This is a genomic window from Streptomyces qinglanensis (assembly GCF_900111245.1).
GTDB classification, from domain to species: domain Bacteria; phylum Actinomycetota; class Actinomycetes; order Streptomycetales; family Streptomycetaceae; genus Streptomyces; species Streptomyces qinglanensis.
Window position 1 is genome coordinate 47,575 of sequence record NZ_FOGO01000006.1, and the last position, 20,617, is coordinate 68,191.

Here is a 20,617-nt window from a genome sequence, read left to right on the forward strand (position 1 = left end):
CCTCAGGGCCGGTGGTCCGCCGGGATCTCCTCCCCCTCCGGCACGGGACCCGGCGGGGTGCCGTCCCCGAAGGGACGGCCGCCGAGCTGCTCGCGGCGGTGCGGGGTCAGCCAGCCGGACAGATCCGGCCCCGCGGGCACGATCGAGGTGGGGTTGATGCCGGTGTGGACGACGTAGTAGTGCCGCTTGATGTGGTCGAAGTCGACGGTGTCGCCGAAGCCGGGCGTCTGGTACAGGTCCCGCACGTACGCCCACAGCACCGGATCCTGCTCCAGTTTGTTGCGGTTGCACTTGAAGTGGCCGTGGTAGACGGCGTCGAACCGCACCAGCGTGGTGAACAGTCTGATGTCCGCCTCGGTGAGGGTGTCGCCGACCAGGTAGCGCTGGTCCCGCAGCCGCTCCGAGAGCAGGTCCAGGCGGCGGAAGACGTCCCCGTAGGCGGTGTCGTAGTCCTGCTGCGTGGTGGCGAACCCGGCCCGGTACACGCCGTTGTTGACGTCCCGGTAGATCCCCTGGGCCACCTCGTCGATCTCCGCACGCCGCGCCTGCGGGTAGAGGTCGGGCGCGCCCGGCCGGTGCAGCCCGCGCCACTCGGTGGCCAGGTCGAGCGTGAGCTGCTGGAAGTCGTTGGTGACCAGCTTGCCGCTGGGCACGTCCACCACGGCCGGGACGCTGACGCCGCCCGGGTAGCCCGTCTCCCGCTTGTCGTACGCCTCGTGCAGGAAGCGGATGCCGAGCACCGGGTCGCGGCCGTCGGGGTCGAGGGTGAAGCGCCAGCTCCGGTCGTCCTGGATCGGGTCGGCGACGGCCAGCGACAACGCGCTCTCCAGGCCCAGCAGCCGGCGCGAGACCAGTGCCCGGCTGGCCCATGGACACGCACGGCTGACCACGAGCCGGTATCGGCCGGCCTCGACGGGCCAGCCGTCCCTCCCGTCGGCTGTGATCCGGTCGGCGAAGTGGCTCCTGGACCTCTTGAACGCCTTCCGGCCGTACTCGGTGTTCCCGGCGTCGCCGCCGACCGCAGCGGTACTCATCCCGGTCTCCTTCCCGCAGTCCGGGGCAGCGGAGTCCCCGGCCCTCCGAGCGCATCCCATCACCCCGGCGGTCCCGTTGCCGAGTACCGACGCGTGAGGAAGCGGTGCGGAGCAGGGTACGGGCCACCCGGCCGGGGCCTCCGTGCCCCGAGGAGCTCGCGGTACCCGCCGCGCGCGGCGGCGTGCCGGCGACGGCCGTCGGCGCCCTCCTCAGCGGCCGAGCTGCCAGGGGAAGGGCAGGAGTTGGTCGGCCCGGCAGTAGACCTCGCACGCGAAGGGGAGCACGGCCGCGGACGGATGCAGCCGGGCGCCTTCGAGACTGGCCAGCAGCCGGGCCGTGTGGTGGATGCAGCCGGTGTGCTGCGCTCCGTTGCGGTCGATGACGGTCACCACCGTGTGCCTGCCCTCGCACGGTGTCGGATCCGCCTGGTCCGCCGCCGCGCACCGCCGGCCGCCGTTCGCCGCCGTCATGTCCATCCCGCACCCCCGAGTCGCTCGCCCCCGCTCAGCCAGTGGCTTCCCCCGACAGGAGCCGGTCATGGCGGAGTTGGGGAAGCCATGGGCAACTCTTAACGCGGCGGACGCGGCCCGGCCCCGCCCACCGGGTCAGGCGGCGAGGAAGTCCCGCACCACCGGCGCCAGCGCCTCGGCGGGAGCCTGGTGGAAGGCACCGGGCACCGTCCGGTGCTCACCGCGGGGCAGGGCCTCCGCCGCCGCCCGGGCGGCGTCCTGGAGCAGCCGTGTGCTGGCGTCGCTGGAGAGCACGAGCGCGGGGATCCGCACAGCGGTCAGGAGGCCGACCGGGAGGGTGGCGTCGCCCAGCAGCGTGGTGTCGTAGCAGAGCGTATGGGCGATCCTCGTCAGCCCGTCCCAGGCCGGGGAGCGGCGGGCGCCCTCCACGGACTCCGGTGGCAGCCCGATGATCTCCCCCAGGAAGTACGCGACCGCCTCCGCGCGCTGCTTCCGGTCGAGGAGCTCGGCGAGCCGGGCCGCGCGCGCCGGATCCTGGGGCTGTCCCACGGCGCCGGTGAAGGGCGGTTCGAAGAGCACGAGCCGGCCAGGTGCCGCTCCGGTGCGCGCCGCCGCGCCGAGCGCGATCAGAGCGCCGGACGACACGCCGAAGGCGCATGCCGCTCCCCCGCCGAGTTCCCCGAGGACGGCGGCCAGGTCCTCGGCCTCCCGCACCGGGGCATAGGGCGGGGTGTCGCCGCTCTCGCCTCTGCCCCGGCGGTCGTAGACCACCCCGGACAGCCCGAGGCGGGCCAGTTCGCGGGCGAGCGGCAGGCCCTCGTGCCGGGTGCTGAGCGCGCCACCGGTCAGGACGACGGGCGGGCCGTCCCCGAACTGCTCGAAGGCGATCACGGTGCCGTCGGGCGAGACGGTGAAGCGCACGGTCATGGCGGGCCCTTCCTGGCTGCGGTGGTGTGCTGAGACTTCTACCAGCAGCCGGTGCCCGGGGGCGGCGGGACGCGGCCCGGCGGCCTCCTCAGTCGGGCGGCGGCGGGGGCGGTACGGGGGCTCCGGCAGGCGCAGGCAGCTCTGGGGGTGCGGCGCGGTGCCGCGTCCCCCGCCGGGCCGGGCCGCGGGATCCGCGCGGCATCGGGCGGGCACGCCACGCCGGCCGGCCGGCCCCCCGGGGGGCGCCTCCCGGCAGTCGCCCGACAGGCGCCCGGGGAGGGGCCCGGCAGGCGCCCGGGGAGGCGCCCGGGGAGAGGCCCGGGGAGAGGCCCGGGGAGGCCGCCCGGCGCGGAGCGCTGTCGGCCCGGTACGCGCGGGAGCTGTGTCGCTGCCGGTGGCAGGGGTACCCGGCCGTCCTGCGGAGGGTTCCGGCCGCCTCCGGGCACCGGTTTCCGCGGACCATCGATCGCAGCGCACCCACCAGCACCAGGGAGGAACCATGCGCCTCGATTCCCTCGCACCTCTTCTCGACCGGAACGGGCCGTGGGCCACCGTCTGCACCAGCACGGCGCGGGCCACCGAGAACGCCGGGGACGAGCGGCGGCTGGCGGCCCGCGCCGCGGGGGACGAGCTGCTGCGGCAGGGCGCCGACTCCGCCACCGCCGACGCCGTCACCGAGCACCTGGCCGCGCTCTCCCCGCGTACCCGGCCGCAGGGCAGCGCGGTGTTCGCCGCGGACGGGGACCTGGTGCTGGACCTGCCCCTCACCGTGGCGCCCGAACGGCAGCACGTCGCCTGGTCGACGCTGCCGCATCTCGCACCGCTGCCGGAGCTGCTGGGGGAGAATCCGCGTTGCCTGACCGCACGCATCGACCGAACGGGGGCCGACTTCGAACTGGTGGACGCGCAGGGGACGCGCAGTGCGGGACAGGCCACCGGCGAGGAGTGGCCCATTCACCGCAATTCCACCGGCGAGCTGTCGGAGAAGCACTTCCAGCTACGGGTGGAGAACACCTGGGAGAGCAACGCCGGGCTGATCGCCGAGGCCATCGGACGCCGCTTCCGGGAGACGGCCGCCGATGTGCTGGTGCTCAGCGGTGAACCCCGGGAGCGGCGTGCCGTGCACGAGAAGCTGTCCGAGCGGTTGCGGGCCCTGGCCGTGGAGACCTCGCACGGCGGCCGTGCGGCGGGCGCCTCCTCGGAGCTGCTGGACCGGGAGACGGCGCGGGCCCGCGCGGAGTACGCCGAACGGCACACCGCCGAGGCGCTGGCCGCGTTGCGGGCCGCGCACGCGCCCGGTCCCTCCCCCGCGGGCTCGGGTACGGCCGAGACGGTGCCGTCGCTGGTGGAGGCGGCACGGGAGCACCGGGTGGCGACGCTGCTCGTGCGGCCCGGGGGGCCGGACAGGGACACCGAGGTGTGGGTCGGCGACGGCGCGGACCAGGTGGCGGTGCGGCGCTCCGAGCTGCCGTATCTCGGGGCGCCCGAGCCCGCCTCCGCACGGGCCGACGACGCGCTGCTGCGCAGTGCGCTGGCGACCGATGCGGAGGTGCTGCTCGCCGCACCCGGGGAGGAGCTTCCGGTCGGCGGGCTGGGCGCGCTGCTGCGGTGGTCCCACGCATCCCCCGGATCCCGCGAGGAGAAGACCCCTGCGGAGTGACCGCTGTCCGGCCGGGCACCCGCGCGCCCGGACCGCCGGCGCGGCGCCCGGCAGCGGCACTGCGCTGCTGCTCACGGGCGGGTGCGGGGGCGCTGCGGACGCCCCGGCCCCATAACGCCTCCGTTTTCACGCTCTTCCAGGCAGGAGCCGAGGAGGCGACCGCCCACGGCCGGGAGCTGCGGTCCAGCCACCCGGACAGCAGACCGAAGCAGGCCCCCGCCAGGGCGAGGAGGGCGCCCAGCCAGCTCGGCGAGGTGAGGCCGAAGCCGGCTGCGATGACCACACCGCCGAGCGAGGCGCCCAGCGAGTTGGCGATGTTGAAGGCGGACTGCACGCTTGCGGAGCCGAGTTCGGGCGCCTCTCTGCCGTGGTCGAGGATGCGCGCCTGGACGCTGGGGATCGCGGCCATGCCCGCGATCCCGGTGAGGAACACGTTGACGGCGACCAGGACGGTGTTCTGCGCCGTCACCAGGAACATGCTCAGCGAGAGCGCGAGCGCGAGCAGCGCTCCGCACATCGTGCGCACCGGGCGGTCGGCGAGCCGTCCGCCGAGCATGGTGCCCACGGTCATCCCCGCTCCGGCCAGCGCCAGCAGCGCGGTGGCCGCGTTGGGGGTGTAGCCGCTGACCTCGGTCACCAGCGGCTGGATGTAGGTGTAGAACGAGGAGGTGCCGGCGAAGCCGAACACCACCACGGCGAAGGCGAGCCACACCTGCGGTCTTTTGAATATGCCGAGTCCGCCGCGCACGGTTCCCCTGCCGGTCTCGCGCTGCACGGGGAGCAGCGCAGCGAGGGAGACGAAGGCGAGGACGCCGATACCGGCGACCACGATGAACGTCCAGCGCCAGCCGACGGTCTGCCCGAGCAGGGTGCCCAGCGGCGAGCCGACGATATTGGCCATCGGTACGCCGACCAGCACCACGGAGAGTGCTCTGCCGCGTCTTTCGGGGGCGACGAGCCCGGCCGCGACGACGGCTCCGATTCCGAAGAACACTCCGTGCGGAAGTCCTGCGGTGAATCGCGCGGCCAGCAGCAGTTCATGGCTGGGGACAAGGGCTGACGCTGTGTTCCCGAAGATGAACATGCATGTCATTGCGAGCAGTATTGTCTTACGCTGGACCCGCATACCCACGACAGTGAGAAGTGGTGCTCCGATCACGACACCGAGCGAGTAGAAGGAGACGTAACCACCGGCTTCGGAGATGCTCACTCCCATGTCGGAGGCAGCCTCGGGAAGCAGACCTATCATCACGAACTCGGCCGTGCCCGCACCGAACGTTGCAATGGCCAGGGCCAGGAGGGCAAGGGGCAACGGGGACCTCCTTGCAGGAGTGGGGTGTTGTGCTGCCCGGCTCGCCTCGGCGGGCCGTTCCTCGAAAGGAAGCGTGCCGCATCACCGGATTCGCGCACACGGTTTCCGCATAAGGCTGCCCATAGTAGGATTCCTGGAATTCGATGAACTCGCCCTGGAATCACGGCAGTCGAGAGCCCCAGCACTCAAGAAGCCGTCCGCACAACACGCGTGATTCGGCGTGTCGCTACGACATTCGCCGACTCCCCCAAGAGCAGGGAGAGTTACCGGTGACCGGAGCGGCGGTTGTGGCTCGGGAATTCCGGTTACGCGCGGAAGAATCACACGCGGCATCCGATGACGGCATTCGACCGGCAAGGATCGCAGTGGATCGCATTGTCGGGGTGAACCGGCCGGATATCCCGCACTCGTGAGAGGGCCGGGTCACGGCCGCGGCCGCCCCGGCGGGGTGGCCGCGCGGCGCGCGGGGGCGGGGAACATCGGGACGCGAACCGGCGCCGAGCCCTGGTGGCGCCCGGGCGGGCTTCGCCCCGGGCTTCCGGGGCGGCGGAAGCCTCGGCCGTCGTTATTGACCGATTCCCCGAACGCCCGGCGCCTGCCGAGCCGGACGATGCCGCGAGGGCGGCGGGCGGTCCGGCGGAGCGGAACGTTCAGAACGTTCAGCGCAGTACGGCCGCCAGCAGGTCGGCCCCCAGCACCGTCAGATCGGTCAGGTTGAGGGTGTAGCGGACGTGCCGACCGTGCCGCCGGGCCGTGAGCAGGTCCGCGCGGCGCAGGACCGCGAGGTGGCGGGACACCTCCGGGAGGGAGAGTCCCCAGGCATGGGCCAGCTCACCGGTGGTGTGCGGGCCGCGGGCGAGGGTGCGCAGCAGCCGCAGCCGTACCGGATGCGCGAGTGCCTCCAGCCGTAGCGTGACCGTCTCCAGCGACACCGGCTCCGGCGGACTCGCCTCGGCCACGGGGTACTGCACCACCGGCTGCCACCCGCGTGCGTGGATCACCACCAGGTGCGGTCGGCCGAAGACGCTGGGGAGGAAGGTGACTCCGGTACCGCGGGCGGTGGTCGCGTTGTCCTGCAGCTTGTCCACGGTGATGCAGTCGCCGTCCGGCGCCAGGGTCACGGCGCCGGAGACCGAGGCGAGTGCCGCCCCGATGCCCTGGCGCTGCAGCAGGTCCTTCTTCAGCCGCAGGTCCGTGGCGAGCTGCGCGGCAACACTCTCCCAGGCTGCGTCGAAGAACGCCTCGGCGCACTGTTCGAGGGTCTGGCGCACCCGTGCCCGCACGGCGGCCGGGTCCGCGAGCAGCCGTTCGGCGAAGGCTTCCTGGAGCGCGCCGCGGGCCTGGGCGAGGGCCAGGGCCCGCTCACGGGCCGTGGCGTCGGCGAGCGGCGACGGCGCGGCGAAGTGGACCCGGTTGCTGCCGCACGTGGTGATGAGCGCGGCGGCCGCATAGGTTTCGTCGTCGATCCGGTCCACATCGTCCAGCTCCTCGGCGAGGGTGGGCCGGGGACGAGCGGGCACCAGGAAGTCGGCTCGTGAGGAGCGCCAGAGGAACCCCGCTTCCCTGAGCCGCTCGGCCAGCTCGGGCGGAAGCCCGGCCCACACGTCCGCGGCCCAGCCGGCGAGCTGCGGATGATGTGCGGGTTCGGCCAGCACGTGCAGCATCGCGGTCAGCTCCGCCAGCGGGGAGACGGCGAACCGCAGTCCTCCGGACGGCAGGCCGCCGATGTCGATCCTCAACGTCATCCCCTCATCATCGCCGGTCCGGTGGTTGACGAGCGTGTCGCTTGACGATGTCCGTCAAGCGGCACGGCGGGCTCGGCGGCCGAACGCACCGTTGACGCCATGGCAACCACCGTCAAGATCCAGCCCCGCGCCCTCGTCCGTGCCTCCGGAGGCCCCGGCTATGCCGTCGCCCTGGTCGTGGACGCGCTCGGCACCGGCCTGCTCCGGCCCCTTCTGCTGCTCTACGGGGTGTCCGTGCTGAAACTCTCCGCGCCGGCCACCGGCATCGCCATGACGCTCGGCGCCGTCGTGGGTCTGGTGTGCATGCCCGCGGTCGGCCGATGGCTGGACCGGGGTGCACGCAGCACGGTCGTGGCAGCGTCGATGCTGGTGCGGGTGCTGGGCGTGGCGCTGCTGCTGGCCGCTCCGGCCGGGCACGTCCGGCTGTTCGCGGCGGCGGCGCTCTTCCTCGGCATCGGCAACCAGGCATGGCCGGCCGCCCACGCGGCCCTCGTGGCCACGGTCGCCCGCGGCCGGGAACGCGACGCCGCCCTCGCGGGGGGCCGCGCTCTGCGCAACGCCGGTCTGGGCGTCGGCGCACTCCTGGCCACCGCATGCCTGGCAGGCGGCACCGCCGCGTTGCAGGCGCTGGCAGCCGTCACCGGGCTCGCCTACCTCGCGGCGGCGGCCCTGGCGTGGTCGGTCCACATACACGCTCATCCGGCGGCTGCCGCGGCCACGGGCAGGGACGACGAGCCCGCACCCCGGATGCGCGCGCTCCTGGCCGCCAACGTGATCTACGTCTTCTGCCTCAACGTCCCCGAGGTCGCGCTCCCCCTTGTCCTGGTGACGCAGATGCACGCCTCTCCGATGTGGTCGGGAGGCATCTTCGTGGCCAACACCGTGCTGGTGGTCACCCTGCAGGTTCCGGTCACCGTCCTGATGTCCCGCTTTTCCCGCCGGTCCGTGCTGGCCCTCGCCGGTGTGGTGCTCACCGCGTCCTACCTCGGCTTCCTCGCGGCCACCTCCCTGGGACACGACTGGGGCGCCCCGGCCGTCGCCGCGGTGTCCGTGGTCTGCACCCTCGGCGAGATCGTCTATGCGGGCAGCGCCACGGCGCTCGTCACCGCCCTCGCCCCGGCGCATGTCCTGGGGCGCGCCCTCGCCCGCTTCCAGCTCTCCACGGGTTTCGGCCTCGCCGTCTCCCCCGCGGCCCTGACCGCTCTCGCGCCCCACGGCCCGGCCGCCCTCTGGGGCAGCCTCGCCGCCGCGACGCTCCTCTCCTCTGGAGCAGTCGCCGCCGAGCGGGACCGGGGAAGGGGCCTGGCCGGGGACCGCCGCCGGCCCGAGGCAGGCTCGCGAGCCCGGCGATCGCACCAGGGGACGGCGTGAAGCCGTGGCGGACGTCGTCCGGCCTGCTGTGCCGGGGATCGGCCCTCGGCATCGACGGCGGGGCACCCTGTTCACCGGGACGCATCTGCGCTGCTCGCCCAGGTCCCGGCCCGCCGGAACCGCCCCGGCCCTGACCGGCGGAGGTGGACACCTCCCGGCCGGAGGTGGTGGGGAGCCGCCCGGCCGGGAGGGGAAGGAGGCGTCAGCCGCCGATGTTGACGTCGACGCAGGCGTAGAAGGCGTTCGCCGTGTCCGCGACGTTCCAGACCGCGAGCACCTTCTGCTTGCCGGTGAATCCCTGGAATCCGACGTGGTGGGAGACGTACTGCGGAGGCTGCGCTCCCCCGTCGTCGAACTCGGCGATCTTGGTGTTGCCGATGAAGTACTGCCAGGTGGTCGTGCGGTGCCGGGCGGTCAGCTTCCAGTTGAAGGTGGCCGAGCTGCCGACGTCGGTGACCTTCCAGCCCTTGTTGTCGTCGCGCAGGTCGGCGAAGCGCGCGTTGCCGCCCGCGCAGTCCTTGAGCCCCTTGGGGCCCTCGACGCTCTGCGGCTCCCACTTGATCGAGCCGCAGGAGACGGTGCCGTTGGCGCACTGGGCCTGCCTGCTGGCCGGGTTGGTGATCCAGCCGTGCGCGGAGGCCGGGGTCGCGGTGAGGCCGAGGACCAGGACCGGGGCGAGGCCGGCACCCGCCAGGGCCGCTAACTTCCTTCTGGTACGCGATGTTCGGTGCATCTCAGCTCCTTCGGTGGGGGGAGAGCACACTGTGGGGATTGGTCTAGACTTTAGCGGCTGACAGAGGACGGTCAAGCCTTCGGGAAACTGAAGCCGTAGCCCTGGCTCTTGAGCCAGGGCAGCAGCCGGCGCAGCGCCTGGTAGGTCTCGGACCGGTCACCGCCGCCGTCGTGGAAGAGGATGACCGCACCGTCCTCCACCTGCTCCTTGGCGTGCCGCACTATCGCGTCGGTCCCCGGGAGCTGCCAGTCCCCCGGATCGACGATCCAGCCGAGCGGCCGCATCCCGTGCTCGGCGGCCACCCGCCGGCTGGTGGGGGTGAAGGCGCCGCCCGGCGCACGGTAGTAGTACACGGGCGCACCGCCCGACGCCTTGTCGATCATGCGTTTCGCGTCGAGTATCTGCCGCTTCTGGTAGTCGGCGGACTTGTGGTCCATCCCCGTGTCGTGGTCGACGGAGTGGTCGCACAACCGGTGCCCCTCCGCGACGATCCGCTTGACGAGACCGGGATGGCGCTCCGCGTTCGGGCCTATCAGACAGAAGGTCGCCTTGACGTGGTACTGCCGCAGCAGATCCAGCGTCTTGGGCGTCCACTCCGGGTGCGGACCGTCGTCCAGGGTGAGCGAGACCGCCCGCCCGCCGTCCGCCGTGTGGTGACTGATCGTCCGGCTGACCTTCCGCGGAGGAGCCTTGGGCTTCGCCCGCCCGGCACCGGACCGCTTCTCCGCCGGTGCGGCGGCGTCCCGGTCCGCGCGCGCGGCGCGCACACTCTGCTCCCAGCCCGGATGCCGGCCCGCGGCGGACGCCCCCGCGTCCGTCCCGACGAACGCCGTCAGCAGCCCGACCGCCACGGTTCCCACCGCGGCGGCCGTCGCCGCGGTCACCGGCCTGCCGCCCCGCTTGCTGTGCACTTCTGCTCCCAACTGCCCGTTTTCACCGTGCTTGTCATACAGGCAGACCACTCCGGAGGGCCGGTGGTTGCAGCCGCGGGGTGAGAGATACGCCGCATTCGGCGCGGGGCTGCGCATCGGCCCCGCGGGGCACCCTGACAGCCTGGAGGGGAGGACCGACGAGAGCAGGGAGCACAGGCGATGGCGACCAGCGTGGCATTCACCGAGGACCTGGCACGGGAGGTGCTGGCCGCCGCGACCGACGGCACCGGCGGTGCGGCGGAACTGCTGTCCCTCGGCGAGAACGCCGTCTTCGCACTGGACGGGACCGTCGTACGGGTCGGCCGGGACGCGCAGCTCCTGCCCCGCGCCGAACACGAGTTGCGGGTCGCCACCTGGCTGGAGAGCGAGGGCGTGCCCGCCGTCCGCGCCGCGGAGCCCGAGGCCCGCCTGGTCGGCGGGCATCCGGTCACCTTCTGGCAGCGGCTGCCCGCCGCGGTGCGCCCGGCCGGGCCCGCGGACCTGGCCGGGCTGCTGCGGCTCGTCCACGCGCTGCCCGAGCCTCCGTTCGCGCTGCCGCCCCGGGAACTGCTCGGCGGCATCGAGCGCTGGCTGCGGCTGGCCGGGGACGCGGTGCCGCGCGAGGACGCGGCGTTCCTGCGGGCGCGCCGGGACGACATCCTCGCCGCGCTGCCCGGACTCGTCCCCCACCTGCCGCCCGGCCCGCTGCACGGGGACGCCCTGCCGCGCAACGTCCACATCACCCCGCAGGGGCCGCTGCTGGTGGACCTGGAGACGTTCTCCTCCGATCTGCGCGAACACGATCTGGTCGTGATGGCGCTCAGCCGCGACCGGTACGGACTGCCGGCCGCGGAGTACGAGTCGTTCTGCGCCGGCTACGGCTGGGACGTACGCGAATGGGAGGGGTGTGCGGTACTCCGCGGGGCGCGGGAGACCGCGAGCTGCGCATGGGTCTCCCAGCACGCCCCGGGCAATCCCGCGGCCCTGAGCGAGTTCCGGCGCAGGGTGGCCTCACTGCGCGCGTCCGACCCGGCGGTCCGCTGGCATCCGTTCTGACTCCGGGAGTGGGCGCGACCGGACCGCACGGCCGGCCGCGGTTCCCTGACCCGCCGCCCCCTGCCGCCGACGGCCGGCTCTACCGCCAGCCGCGCGCAGCCAGCTCCTCGGCGAACCAGGCGTAGGAGTCGTCCAGGGCCGCCTTCTCCACCGGGACCGGCTCGATCAGATACCCCTCTCCCGTCATCGCCGCGGCCGCCTGCTCCAGCGAGGGGTGCAGGGTGCCGACGGCGGCCAGCAGCGCGGCCCCGGAAGCGGTCTCCGCGCGGTCGGCCACCTGGAGCGGCAGGCCCAGCACGGTGGCGCGGATCCGGTTCCACAGCGGGCTGCGACTGCCCCCGCCCGCCGCGAACAGCGGAGCCGTGACGGGCACCCCCAGGGCCCTGACCCGCTCCAGGGCGAGCCGTTCGAGGAAGGCCACCCCCTCCAGGTCCGCACGGTGCCGGTCGGCGTCGTCGGCGGGGGTGCCCAGCAGGAAGCCCCGTGCGGCCCCCGCCACGAACGGGAAGCGCTCGCCCTCGCGGCGCAGCGGATAGCTCACGCAGGAGGCGGGGCCGCGTGCGGCCGCCGCCTCGTCGAGCCCCGGGAGGTGTGCGGCAGCGCGGTGGGCCAGCGCCTCGCCCCCGGTGCTGGCGGCGCCGCCGGGCAGCCACCAGCCGTCCGGGTGCCGATGGCTGTAGAAGGCGCCGGCCGGATCGGTGACCAGCTCGCGGGTGACCCCTTTGAGGACGTAGGTGGTGCCCAGGACGCCGACGAACTGGCCGGGGGCCACCGCGCCGGTGGCGAGCTGCCCCGCGCAGCCGTCGGTCATCCCGAGCCGCACCTCGCAGCCCGCGGGCAGCCCGGTCTCGGCGGCCGCCGCGGCGCAGACGGTGCCGGCACGGGAGCCCGGCGGCCGGACCGGGGGCAGCCAGTCCGCCGGGATGCCGAGCCCGTCCAGGACCTCCGCCGGCCACTCGGCCGTGCGCGGGTCGTAGCCGGTCTTGAGCGCGTGGCTCCAGTCGGCGGCGACCGGCTGCCCGGTGAGGCGGCGGCCGAGCAGCTCGGGGGTGTGGACCACCCGCGCGGCACCCGGGAAGTCGGCCGCGTGCCGCGCGTACCAGGCGACGCGGCCCAGCGCCGCGGTGGGCCCCACCGTGAGCCCGAGGGCCCGCCAGCGCGCTGCGCCGCTGCGCTGCGCCGCGCGGTTGAGCTCCGCGGCCCGGCGGTCGTCGTACATCAGGGCCGGGCCCAGCGGCCGGCCCGCCGCGTCCGCCAGCACGAGGGTTCCGGAGGTGGCGGAGACGGCGACGGCGCACACCTCGGCGCCGCGCGCGGGCAGCGCGGCGGTGGCCCGGCGCAGCGCCGCCGCCGCGGCGGGCCACCAGCGGGTGGCGTCCTGCTCGCTGCGCCCGCTCCCGTCCCGGACGGGCCGCGGCAGCGCAGCGCGGCCCTCGGCGAGCACGGCACCGCGGGCGTTCACACAGACGACCCGGACGGCTGCGGTGGCGACGTCGATCCCGGCGACGACCGGGTCGGCCGGAGGACCGGGGACGGCGGCTCCGGACGCGGCTGGGCTGTGCATGGCATCCCCTTCAGTCATGGTGTTAATTTCACACGCTCCGTGTGATGACCCGGCTCAGCCGCTCACCTCGGCGACCCGCACCTCGGTGTGCTCCCGCAGCTCGGCCACCAGGCCGCCGGCCACCCCGTCGTCCACGACGACGTGGTCGAAGTCGGCGACCGGGCACAGCCGGTGCAACGCCGTGCGGGCGACCTTGGAGCGGTCCATCAGCAGCGCCGTGCGGGCACCGGAGGCGAGCATGGCGCGCTTGACCAGCACCACGTCCTGCTCCTGGTGGAAGGTCATGTGCGCGTTCATCGCCGAGGTGCTGACCAGCACCAGGTCCACCGACATCGCCTCGACGGCCTCCACGCACGGAACGCCGAGGAACGAGTCGTGCGTACGGGAGTACTCGCCGCCCAGTGCGACGAGCCGCACCTCCTCGCATCCCGCGAACACCTCCAGCACGCGGCGGGCGTTGGTCAGCACGGTCAGCGGCGTCCGCTCGCGCACCAGCGCGGCCAGCGCCAGCACCGAGGTGGAGTCGTCCAGCATCACCGACATGCCCGGCTCGACCAGTTCGGCCGCGGCCCGCGCCACGGCCTCCTTCTCCGCCACGTGGACACCGAGCCGGTAGTCGAGATTGCTCTCGAAGACGCTGGTGGGCAGCGCGGAGACGCCGCCGCGGAAGCGCCGCAGCACGCCGCGCGCGGCCAGTGCCTCCAGGTCGCGGTGCACCGTCATCACACTGACGCCCATCGCCTCGGCCAGCTCGCCCACGGGAACCGTCCCGCGCCGGACGACGTGCTCGGCGATGCGCTGCCTTCGCCGCTGCTGCGAGCGCGCGGAGCCGCCGGACCGGCCCGGTCCGCTCACGGCCGCTCCCCCGCCCGCTCGGCGGCCGCCGCGGACGGCGGCCGCCCGGCCTCCGCCGCTGCTGCCGCACCTGTGCCGGTGGGGACGTTCAGCGCGCGCAGCGCCGTCCGCTCGCCGTCCACGTCGAGTTCGGTGACGGCCGCGTTCTCCAGCCTCGGCAGCACCTGCCGGTAGCGCCCGACCGGGATGCCCAGCAGTGCGCACAGGGCGATCCGGAAGGCGGTGTTGTGCGCGACCACCAGTACCGTGCGCCCGTCGTGCGCGGCCGCCACCTCGCGCAGCGCCGCGCACACCCGGGACGCGACGGCCGCGGGCGGCTCGGAACCGGGGAAGGCCCCGCTCTCCGCGTCCCGCTCGAAGGCGCGCACCCGCGCGGGGTCGTCGGCCCCCAGCTCCGCGAGGGTCCGGCCCTCGCCCCAGCCGAAGTCGCTCTCGCGCAGCCCCTCGTGCACGGCGGGACGCAGCCCGAGGGCCCGCGCGGGGGGCTGCGCCGTCTGCCGGGCCCGCTCCAGGGGCGAGCTGACCACGGCGCCGATCGGCTCCCGCCGGGAGCGGGTGAGGGCCCACCCGGCCAGCTCCTCGGCCTGCTGCCGTCCGGCGTCGGTCAGGGCGATGTCGGAGATCCCGGCGTACCGGTTCTCGGCGTGCCAGACGGTCCGGCCGTGCCGGACGAGCAGGAGCCGGGCAGTCATACGTCCTCCAGGGACTTCAGGGGCTCAAGGGACTTCAGGGGCTTCGCAGGCTTCGGGGGGCGGGACGGCACCCCGACCCGTTGGGCTTCTTCACGTGGAGCGCTATAAATATAACAACTTTGATGTGAGGGTAGTGCGAGCTGCCGCAACCGGAAGGGCGAACGGCCATGACCGAAACCGCTGGGGCGATCATCGGTGTCGACATCGGCACCTCCGTCACCAAAGCCGTCGCCTTCGGCCGCGACGGCACCCGCCTGCACGCCGCCACCCGCCCCTCCACCCTGCTGCGGGGCCCCGGCGGCCGCGTCGAGCAGGACCTGGAAGAGGTGCTGAGCGGCGTCGCCGAGGTCGTCGCGGACGTGGGGAGTGCGCTGCCGGGACCGCCCGCGGCGCTCGCCTTGACCGGACAGGGCGACGGGCTGTGGCTGCGCGACGCGCGGGGCCGGGCCGTACGGCGGATGATCTCCTGGATGGACGGGCGCGCGGCGCCACTGGTCGACCGCTGGCAGCGGGACGGCACCGTGGCAGACGTCTTCCGGCACACCGGCTCGGGCCTGTTCCCCGGCTGCCACGCGCCCCTGCTGGCCTGGCTGCGCGAGCACGAACCAGAGGCGCTGGAGCGCGCGGCGGTCGCCGGCTACTGCGTGGACGCGGTGGCCCAGCGGCTGACCGGCACCGTCGGGGTGGACGCCTCCGACGCCACGCTGCCCTTCCTCGATCCGGCCACCCGCGCCTACGCCCGCCCTGCGCTGGCCGCCTGCGGCCTGGAGGAGGCCGCCGCCCTGCTGCCCGCACCCGCCCCGCCGGACACCGTGCTGGCCCTCGACAGCGAGGGAGCCGGACTGCTGGGCCTGCCCACCGGGCTGCCGGTCACCTCCGGCCCCTACGACCTGCCCGCCTGCGCCCTCGGCAGCGGAGTGCGGGAGGTGGGCGACGGCCTGCTGACGGTGGGCACGACACTGGCCTGCCAGGTCCTCACCGACCGCGTGGAGCGGAACCCGGACGGGGAACCGGCCGGGATGTGGCTGTGCACCCCGCAGCCGGACCGCTGGCTGCGCGCACTGCCCGCGATGGTCGGCACGGCCGGGATCGACTGGGCCCTGGGCACGGTCGGCGCGTCCACCGGCGACCTGGAGACCCTGCTGGACAGCAGCCCCGCCGGGGCCCGGGGGGTGGTGGCGCTGCCGTTCCTGTCCGAGGCGGGCGAGCGGGCGCCGTTCGTCGCGCCCGCCGCGCGGGCCTCGTTCGAGGGCATGTCCCTGGCGCACGGCCGGGCCGACCTGGTGCGGGCCATGTGCGAGGCGGTCGGCTACGCGGCACGGCACTGCCTCGAGACGGCGGGCCTGTCACGGACCCCGGCCGCCTGCGGCGGCGGCACCCGCTCCCCGGGCTGGATGCGGATCTTCGCCGGGATCCTCGGCCGCCCGGTGCGGGTGCCGGCCGAGCCGGAGGTCGGGGCCAAGGGCGCCGCGCTGGTGGCGCGTGCCGCGCTGGGCGACCCCGCCGACGAGGAGCAGTGGCACGCCGGGTACCGGCTGGTGGAGCCGGAAGAGGCGGACCGGGCCCGGTACGAACAGGGCTACGCGGAGTACCGCGAGCGGGTGGCGGCGGCACGGGCCCGCTGGGCGGGCTGACCCGGCGGCCAGAATGATGTCGCTTTTCCGCCGGTCCCCCGGTGCGCGAGCGGCGAGACTGGAGGGGAACGCAGAAGGGACGCGCCATGCACCGCACGCACACCGTCATCGACAGCCCCGTCGGTCCGCTGACTTTGGTCGCCACCGACGGCACCCTGTCCGCCGTCTACATGGACAAGCAGCGGCACCGTCCCGCCCAGGAGACGTTCGGCACGAGCGACCCGAGCGCCTTCGGCCGGGCGGTGGAGCAGTTGGAAGAGTACTTCGCGGGAGAGCGCACGGAGTTCACGCTGTCCTTCGCCGCCGAGGGGACCGGCTTCCAGCACACCGTCTGGGACGCGCTGTGCGGCATCCCCTACGGCCGGACGCTCTCCTACGGGCAGCTCGCCGAGCGGATCGGCAGGCCGGGTGCCGCACGCGCCGTCGGGCTGGCCAACGGCCGCAACCCGCTCAGCATCGTCGTCCCCTGCCACCGGGTGGTCGGCTCCACCGGGAGCCTGACCGGGTACGGCGGCGGCATCGAACGCAAGCGGCATCTTCTCGACTTCGAGCGGGGCGCCCGCCCGGCTCAGGCAGGAGGCCGCCCGACGACATTGTGGTGAACGGGACTTGCTTTCCGGCTCGGCGGCCACCCGTGCCGCGACCGAGACAGCACCGCTCCTGTGGAGGCAACCATGTTCCGCGCCCTGGCCGATGTACTGCGGGCGATCGGCGGTGCCATCGCCACTGTCGTCACGCTCCCCTTCCGGGCACTGGCCCGGCTGTTCGCGGGAGCCTCCCGCTCAGCGCGCTGACCCGCCCCGCGGCTGCGGGCCGTCGAAGGCCAACAGGACCTTCGGCGGTCCGCTTCTGCCCTGTTCCAGGAGGGCGAAGGCCGCGCTCACCGACTCCCCGGACACCGCGGGCAGGACCTCGGCGACCAGCGGTTCCGCCTCCAGGACGCCCCGCTCGAAGAGCGCCACCGTGCGGTCGTAGTGCGCGATGCCGTGCTGGATGCCGAGCACGTCCACGCCCTTGAGGGACAGTTCGCCGGGGACGAAGGAGACCGGCTCCCTGGCCACCCCCACCAGCGCGACCCGGCCGCCCCGCTCGGCCATCCGCAGCGCACCGGTGAAGGCGGCCGCGGCCCCCGACGCCTCCACGACCAGGGAGTATTCCTCCTGAGGTGCCTCCTCGGCGTGGTGGGCCGCGTCGGCTCCGCAGCGCAGGGCCAGGTCCAGGCCCGCCCGGTCGATGCCGACCGCGTCCACCCGGGCGGCCTGCCGGTGGGCGAACTGCACCGCCAGCAGCCCCATGGTGCCGGTGCCGACCACGGCCACCCGGTCGTCGAACCGCAGCCGCGCCCGCTCGAACGCCTCGACCACCGAGACCGCGGGCTCGATCAGCGCGCCCGCCGCGCCCGGCAGCCCGGCCGGCAGCGGCGTGAGCGCGTGCACGGGCACCCGGACGTACTCCGCGGCGCCGCCCTGCAGCCCGTAGAGCCCCGTCTCCCGCAGCGCGGTGCACATCTGGGCGCGTCCGGCGTGGCAGCGGGCGCAGCGGCCGCAGGGCACCATCGTGCGCCCCACCACGGGCGAGCCGACCGCGGGGGCGTCCGCGGGCGGTTCCCCGGCGTAGCCGGCCACCTCGCCGTACCACTCGTGGCCGAAGACGTGCGGGAAGGTGAGGCGGCCGTCCTGGAGGAACGCCGAGGTGCCGTGCAGGATCTCCAGATCCGTGCCGCAGATCCCCGCGTGCCGCGTCCGCACCAGCACGGTGCCCGGCTCGGGTGCCGGTACCGGAACGGTGGCCAGATCGGTCTGTCCGATGCCGGTGATGCGGGCGGCACGCATCGTGCCACCGGGCCAGTTCCCCTTCAACGGGCGTCCTTTCGCGCGGGGCTCGGTGCGGGCGGCACCGCTGGTCCGCCGCTTCCGGTCACCCTTGGATCATGGCACGGCGCGGCAGCGGCACCTCACCAGGGTGCACGGTCGCGGTGATGCCGCGCGCCGCCCGGCGAGCGGGGTCCTCGGCGTCGCGGGCCAGGACGACGGCGGGCCGCACCCCCTCGGCGGCCAGCGCGGCCCACGCCTCGAAGAAGCGGCCGCCGGGCGCGCAGGCCGTACGGCGCGGCCCGGGCCCCTCGGCGTCCGGTTCCAGCACCAGCGCCGTCGTACGCGGAAGCGGCCGGTGCGGGTCCGCACGGTACTCGGCCGCGACCCGGGCCAGGGCGTGCGCGGCGGGCTTGGGGGCGCGGCCCGCGGTGAACAGTCCCAGGTCGTACTCCAGTTCCGGGAAGTCGGCCAGCGACCGGTCCACGTCGTGCGAGCACCACCAGGTGAGCCCCCACAGGTGGGTGCAGTCGAGTGCGGCGCGGGCGGTCGCCGCGGTGAAGGCCGCCGCACGGGAGGCCGGTATGTGCGGCGCGGGTGCGCCCACCTCCTGCAGCCACACGGGCCGCTCCGGGTCCGCCGCCCACGCCTTGGACAGCTCGACCAGGTAGGCGGCATGCTGCTCGGTGGCCGGACCGGCGGCGCCGTGGCGCTGCGCGGTGCCGTTGAACACCCAGGAGTGCACCGCCGTCATGGCGCCCAGCCCGGCGGCGTGGCCGGGGGTGAAGGGGTGTCCGGGCAGATACCAGGTGGCGTCGTCGCCCGCGTGCAGGTGGGTGCGGCCCGGTGCGCCCTCCTCGCACGCGGCCAGCAGGCGCCGCAGCCATGCCTCCACCTGCGCCGCCGTCGCCCGGTGCGGTGCGGGGTGCGGAGTGTCCGCGAACTGGTTGACCTCGTTGCCCAGGGTCATGCCGAGGAAGTTCGGCCGGTCGCTGAGCGCTTCGGCGAGTGTGCGCAGATAGGCCGCCTGGGCCGCCACGGCCGGCGGGTCGGTGAACAGGTTGCGGCGGTGCCAGGTCGTCGTCCAGGACGGCAGGAAGTCGAAGCTGGACAGGTGGCCTTGCAGCCCGTCCACGGACACTCCCAGCCCGCGCTCCCGGGCCGCGTCCGCCAGCGCGACGAGCTGTTCGACGGCGCGGGGGCGGATCAGCGTGCGGTTGGGCTGGAAGAGCGGCCAGAGCGGGAAGACCCGGATGTGGTCGAGTCCGAGCGCCGCCACCGGGTCGAGGTCGGCGCGGACCTCGTCGAGGTCGAAGTCCAGCCAGTGGTGGAACCATCCACGGCTGGGCGTGTAGTTGACACCGAAGCGCATGCTCCGAGCCTCCTGGTGCGCTGGGGGAACAGGTCCCCGGATCGCTACCCGGATGCCGGGCCCGGCCGCTGTCCGGGGACGGGGCACTCCGCACGGTCGCGGCGCAGCGCGGTGAACTCGCGGGTGTCCTTGGACCAGGTGTCCTCCGGCGTCCACCCGGCGGCGCGGGCCGTGCGGTGCAGGGCCGCGGGCCCCAGGCGGGCCCAGGGGAAGGGGGTTCCGGCAGCGCCGCGGGCGTTCTCCATCCGCACCTGGTACCGCTCGTCCACGTCCTCGCCGGCCACCTCCACCAGCAGCAGCCCGCCGGGGCGCACCAACTGGGCGATGCGGCGCAGCAGCAGCACGGGGTCGCCGCCGATACCGACGTTGCCGTCGATCAGCAGCGCGGTGTCCCAGCCGCCGGATGCGGGCAGCGGGTCGAAGACCGACCGCCGCAGGGCCCGTCCGCCGCGCCGCCGGGTGCGCTCGACCGCCGCGGCGTTGAGGTCGATGCCGAGCGGCGCGTGCCCGTACTCGCGCAGGGCGGCCACCAGGCGGCCCGGCCCGCAGCCGATGTCGAGCACCGTGCCCCGGCAGCGGTCCAGGACGGTCAGGTCGGCGGCGTCGGCGGCCGCGCACCAGCGTTCCACCTCCAGGGTGTGCGACCAGCCGTCCGGGCCGCGCAGATACAGCGGGCCGCGGCCCAGCAGCAGCGCCTCGGTGTAGGGGTCCTCGGTCCAGGAGCCGGCGTCGGCTCGGGTGCCTCCGCTCACCTCCGCGCCGCCCCCGGGTCGCGGTCCGCCGGTCGCGCGGACGACGGCCGCGGCAGCCGCAGCAGCCGGGCGTGTTCGGTCGCGAACAGGCCGGCCGGTGCCTGCGCGGCCACCGCGGCCGCGTCGCCGGGCTCGTCCACGTCCCGCAGTTCCGGCAGGTCCTGGACGCGCAGTCCGGCGGCGAGCAGCCGGGCGCGCTGCGCCGCGCCGGTGGCGGCGGTGGACATGGGCACGCCGCGCAGCAGCGCGGGGTCGGGCTCGGCCAGGCCGAGCGCCCAGAAGCCGCCGTCGGCGGCCGGGCCGAACCAGGCGTCGCACCGCTGCCAGGCGTCCGCGCGGGTGGCGGGCGCCAGCAGCCGGGGAGTGAGTTGCGGGGTGTCCATGCCGACGAGCAGCGCCGGACCGTCGCACCGGGCGAATGCGGCGGCCAGCCGCTCGTCCAGCCCGCCGGCGCCCTGCGGTACGACCTCGATGCGGTCGCCGCCCTCCTCCGGCCCCGGCAGCCAGGGGCCCGGGCTGCCGTCCAGCACCAGCACGCGGCGGCGTGCCGGAGCGGCGAGCACGGCCCGCAGGGTGTCGGTGAGCGCGGCGGCGGCGAGGGCTGCCGCGCCGTGCTCGGTGAAGGCCGGTGCGAGGCGGGTCTTGGCCCGGCCCGGCAGCGGCTCCTTGGCGATGACGAGCAGCGTGGTGGGCTCCGGCATCACGCGTCCTCGGTCC

19 protein-coding genes and 1 pseudogene are annotated in these 20,617 nt (G+C 74.7%); 6 read left to right on the forward strand and 14 right to left on the reverse strand.

Features of this window, described 5'->3' with window-relative positions:
* Window positions 1-2 precede the first annotated feature (2 nt).
* From BMX65_RS14570 to BMX65_RS14580, 3 genes are all read right to left on the reverse strand, one after another.
* Complete coding sequence (locus tag BMX65_RS14570; protein WP_075000702.1) at window positions 3-1,034, reverse strand: glutathione S-transferase family protein; 1,032 nt, start codon at window positions 1,032-1,034, stop codon at window positions 3-5.
* A 210-nt stretch (window positions 1,035-1,244) separates the two neighbouring features.
* Entirely contained in the window at window positions 1,245-1,505 is a 261-nt protein-coding gene (locus BMX65_RS14575; RefSeq protein ID WP_239502171.1) for a hypothetical protein, read from the reverse strand.
* 135 nt (window positions 1,506-1,640) lie between these two features.
* On the reverse strand, window positions 1,641-2,432 hold the full coding sequence (locus BMX65_RS14580; RefSeq protein WP_075000704.1) for an alpha/beta fold hydrolase: 792 nt from the start codon (window positions 2,430-2,432) through the stop codon (window positions 1,641-1,643).
* 499 nt (window positions 2,433-2,931) lie between these two features.
* On the opposite strand from BMX65_RS14580, the gene BMX65_RS14585 reads away from it, so the two are divergent.
* A complete protein-coding gene (locus BMX65_RS14585; protein WP_075000705.1) occupies window positions 2,932-4,092 on the forward strand; it encodes a baeRF2 domain-containing protein in 1,161 nt (386 codons plus the stop codon).
* Window positions 4,093-4,438: 346 nt separating this feature from the next.
* On the opposite strand, the pseudogene BMX65_RS14590 reads toward BMX65_RS14585, so the two are convergent.
* Window positions 4,439-5,341: pseudogene (locus tag BMX65_RS14590) on the reverse strand (MFS transporter); the annotation flags it as partial.
* A gap of 722 nt (window positions 5,342-6,063) precedes the next feature.
* On the reverse strand, window positions 6,064-7,149 hold the full coding sequence (locus BMX65_RS14595; protein ID WP_075000706.1) for a helix-turn-helix domain-containing protein: 1,086 nt from the start codon (window positions 7,147-7,149) through the stop codon (window positions 6,064-6,066).
* A 99-nt stretch (window positions 7,150-7,248) separates the two neighbouring features.
* Between BMX65_RS14595 and BMX65_RS14600 the strand changes: the two genes are divergently transcribed.
* Window positions 7,249-8,520, forward strand: coding sequence for an MFS transporter (locus BMX65_RS14600; RefSeq protein WP_075000707.1), 1,272 nt, complete (start codon window positions 7,249-7,251; stop codon window positions 8,518-8,520).
* Window positions 8,521-8,722: 202 nt separating this feature from the next.
* On the opposite strand, the gene BMX65_RS14605 is transcribed toward BMX65_RS14600, so the two are convergent.
* On the reverse strand, window positions 8,723-9,253 hold the full coding sequence (locus tag BMX65_RS14605; RefSeq protein ID WP_075000708.1) for a lytic polysaccharide monooxygenase auxiliary activity family 9 protein: 531 nt from the start codon (window positions 9,251-9,253) through the stop codon (window positions 8,723-8,725).
* Between the two features lie 71 nt (window positions 9,254-9,324).
* A complete protein-coding gene (locus tag BMX65_RS14610) occupies window positions 9,325-10,164 on the reverse strand; it encodes a polysaccharide deacetylase family protein (protein ID WP_075000709.1) in 840 nt (279 codons plus the stop codon).
* Window positions 10,165-10,344: 180 nt separating this feature from the next.
* On the opposite strand from BMX65_RS14610, the gene BMX65_RS14615 reads away from it, so the two are divergent.
* On the forward strand, window positions 10,345-11,220 hold the full coding sequence (locus BMX65_RS14615; RefSeq protein WP_075000710.1) for an aminoglycoside phosphotransferase family protein: 876 nt from the start codon (window positions 10,345-10,347) through the stop codon (window positions 11,218-11,220).
* A gap of 79 nt (window positions 11,221-11,299) precedes the next feature.
* Here BMX65_RS14615 and BMX65_RS14620 read toward each other — a convergent pair whose 3' ends face one another.
* From BMX65_RS14620 to BMX65_RS14630, 3 genes are read right to left on the reverse strand one after another with little or no spacing between them, the layout of a single operon-like run.
* Complete coding sequence (locus BMX65_RS14620; RefSeq protein ID WP_075000711.1) at window positions 11,300-12,784, reverse strand: FGGY-family carbohydrate kinase; 1,485 nt, start codon at window positions 12,782-12,784, stop codon at window positions 11,300-11,302.
* A 54-nt stretch (window positions 12,785-12,838) separates the two neighbouring features.
* A complete protein-coding gene (locus tag BMX65_RS14625) occupies window positions 12,839-13,639 on the reverse strand; it encodes a DeoR/GlpR family DNA-binding transcription regulator (RefSeq protein WP_075000712.1) in 801 nt (266 codons plus the stop codon).
* Complete coding sequence (locus BMX65_RS14630) at window positions 13,636-14,331, reverse strand: histidine phosphatase family protein (protein ID WP_075000713.1); 696 nt, start codon at window positions 14,329-14,331, stop codon at window positions 13,636-13,638. Before BMX65_RS14630 ends, BMX65_RS14625 begins: the two co-directional genes overlap by 4 nt.
* A gap of 167 nt (window positions 14,332-14,498) precedes the next feature.
* Here BMX65_RS14630 and BMX65_RS14635 point away from each other — a divergent pair, with 167 nt between their 5' ends.
* The 3 genes from BMX65_RS14635 to BMX65_RS33950 all read left to right on the forward strand — a co-directional run bounded on the left by BMX65_RS14635 (window position 14,499) and on the right by BMX65_RS33950 (window position 16,759).
* The gene (locus tag BMX65_RS14635) at window positions 14,499-15,965 is read left to right on the forward strand and encodes an FGGY-family carbohydrate kinase (RefSeq protein ID WP_075000714.1); all 1,467 of its coding nucleotides are present in this window, start codon (window positions 14,499-14,501) and stop codon (window positions 15,963-15,965) included.
* An 86-nt stretch (window positions 15,966-16,051) separates the two neighbouring features.
* Entirely contained in the window at window positions 16,052-16,567 is a 516-nt protein-coding gene (locus BMX65_RS14640) for a methylated-DNA--[protein]-cysteine S-methyltransferase (protein WP_075000715.1), read from the forward strand.
* 72 nt (window positions 16,568-16,639) lie between these two features.
* Window positions 16,640-16,759 (forward strand): LPFR motif small protein, encoded by a 120-nt coding sequence (locus BMX65_RS33950; RefSeq protein ID WP_019357684.1) that lies wholly within the window; start codon window positions 16,640-16,642, stop codon window positions 16,757-16,759.
* Here the strand turns inward: BMX65_RS33950 and BMX65_RS14645 are convergent.
* The 4 genes from BMX65_RS14645 to BMX65_RS14660 are packed head-to-tail and all read right to left on the reverse strand — an operon-like array spanning window position 16,748 to window position 20,601.
* The gene (locus tag BMX65_RS14645; RefSeq protein ID WP_239502170.1) at window positions 16,748-17,824 is read right to left on the reverse strand and encodes a zinc-dependent alcohol dehydrogenase; all 1,077 of its coding nucleotides are present in this window, start codon (window positions 17,822-17,824) and stop codon (window positions 16,748-16,750) included. The genes BMX65_RS33950 and BMX65_RS14645 overlap by 12 nt on opposite strands.
* A gap of 58 nt (window positions 17,825-17,882) precedes the next feature.
* Entirely contained in the window at window positions 17,883-19,148 is a 1,266-nt protein-coding gene (locus BMX65_RS14650) for a glycoside hydrolase 5 family protein (RefSeq protein ID WP_075000717.1), read from the reverse strand.
* A gap of 44 nt (window positions 19,149-19,192) precedes the next feature.
* On the reverse strand, window positions 19,193-19,900 hold the full coding sequence (locus BMX65_RS14655) for a methyltransferase domain-containing protein (protein ID WP_075000718.1): 708 nt from the start codon (window positions 19,898-19,900) through the stop codon (window positions 19,193-19,195).
* Window positions 19,897-20,601: a TIGR04282 family arsenosugar biosynthesis glycosyltransferase gene (locus tag BMX65_RS14660; RefSeq protein WP_075000719.1), complete on the reverse strand. Its 705-nt coding sequence runs from the start codon at window positions 20,599-20,601 to the stop codon at window positions 19,897-19,899. The genes BMX65_RS14655 and BMX65_RS14660 overlap by 4 nt, the downstream gene beginning before the upstream one ends.
* Window positions 20,602-20,617 lie beyond the last annotated feature (16 nt).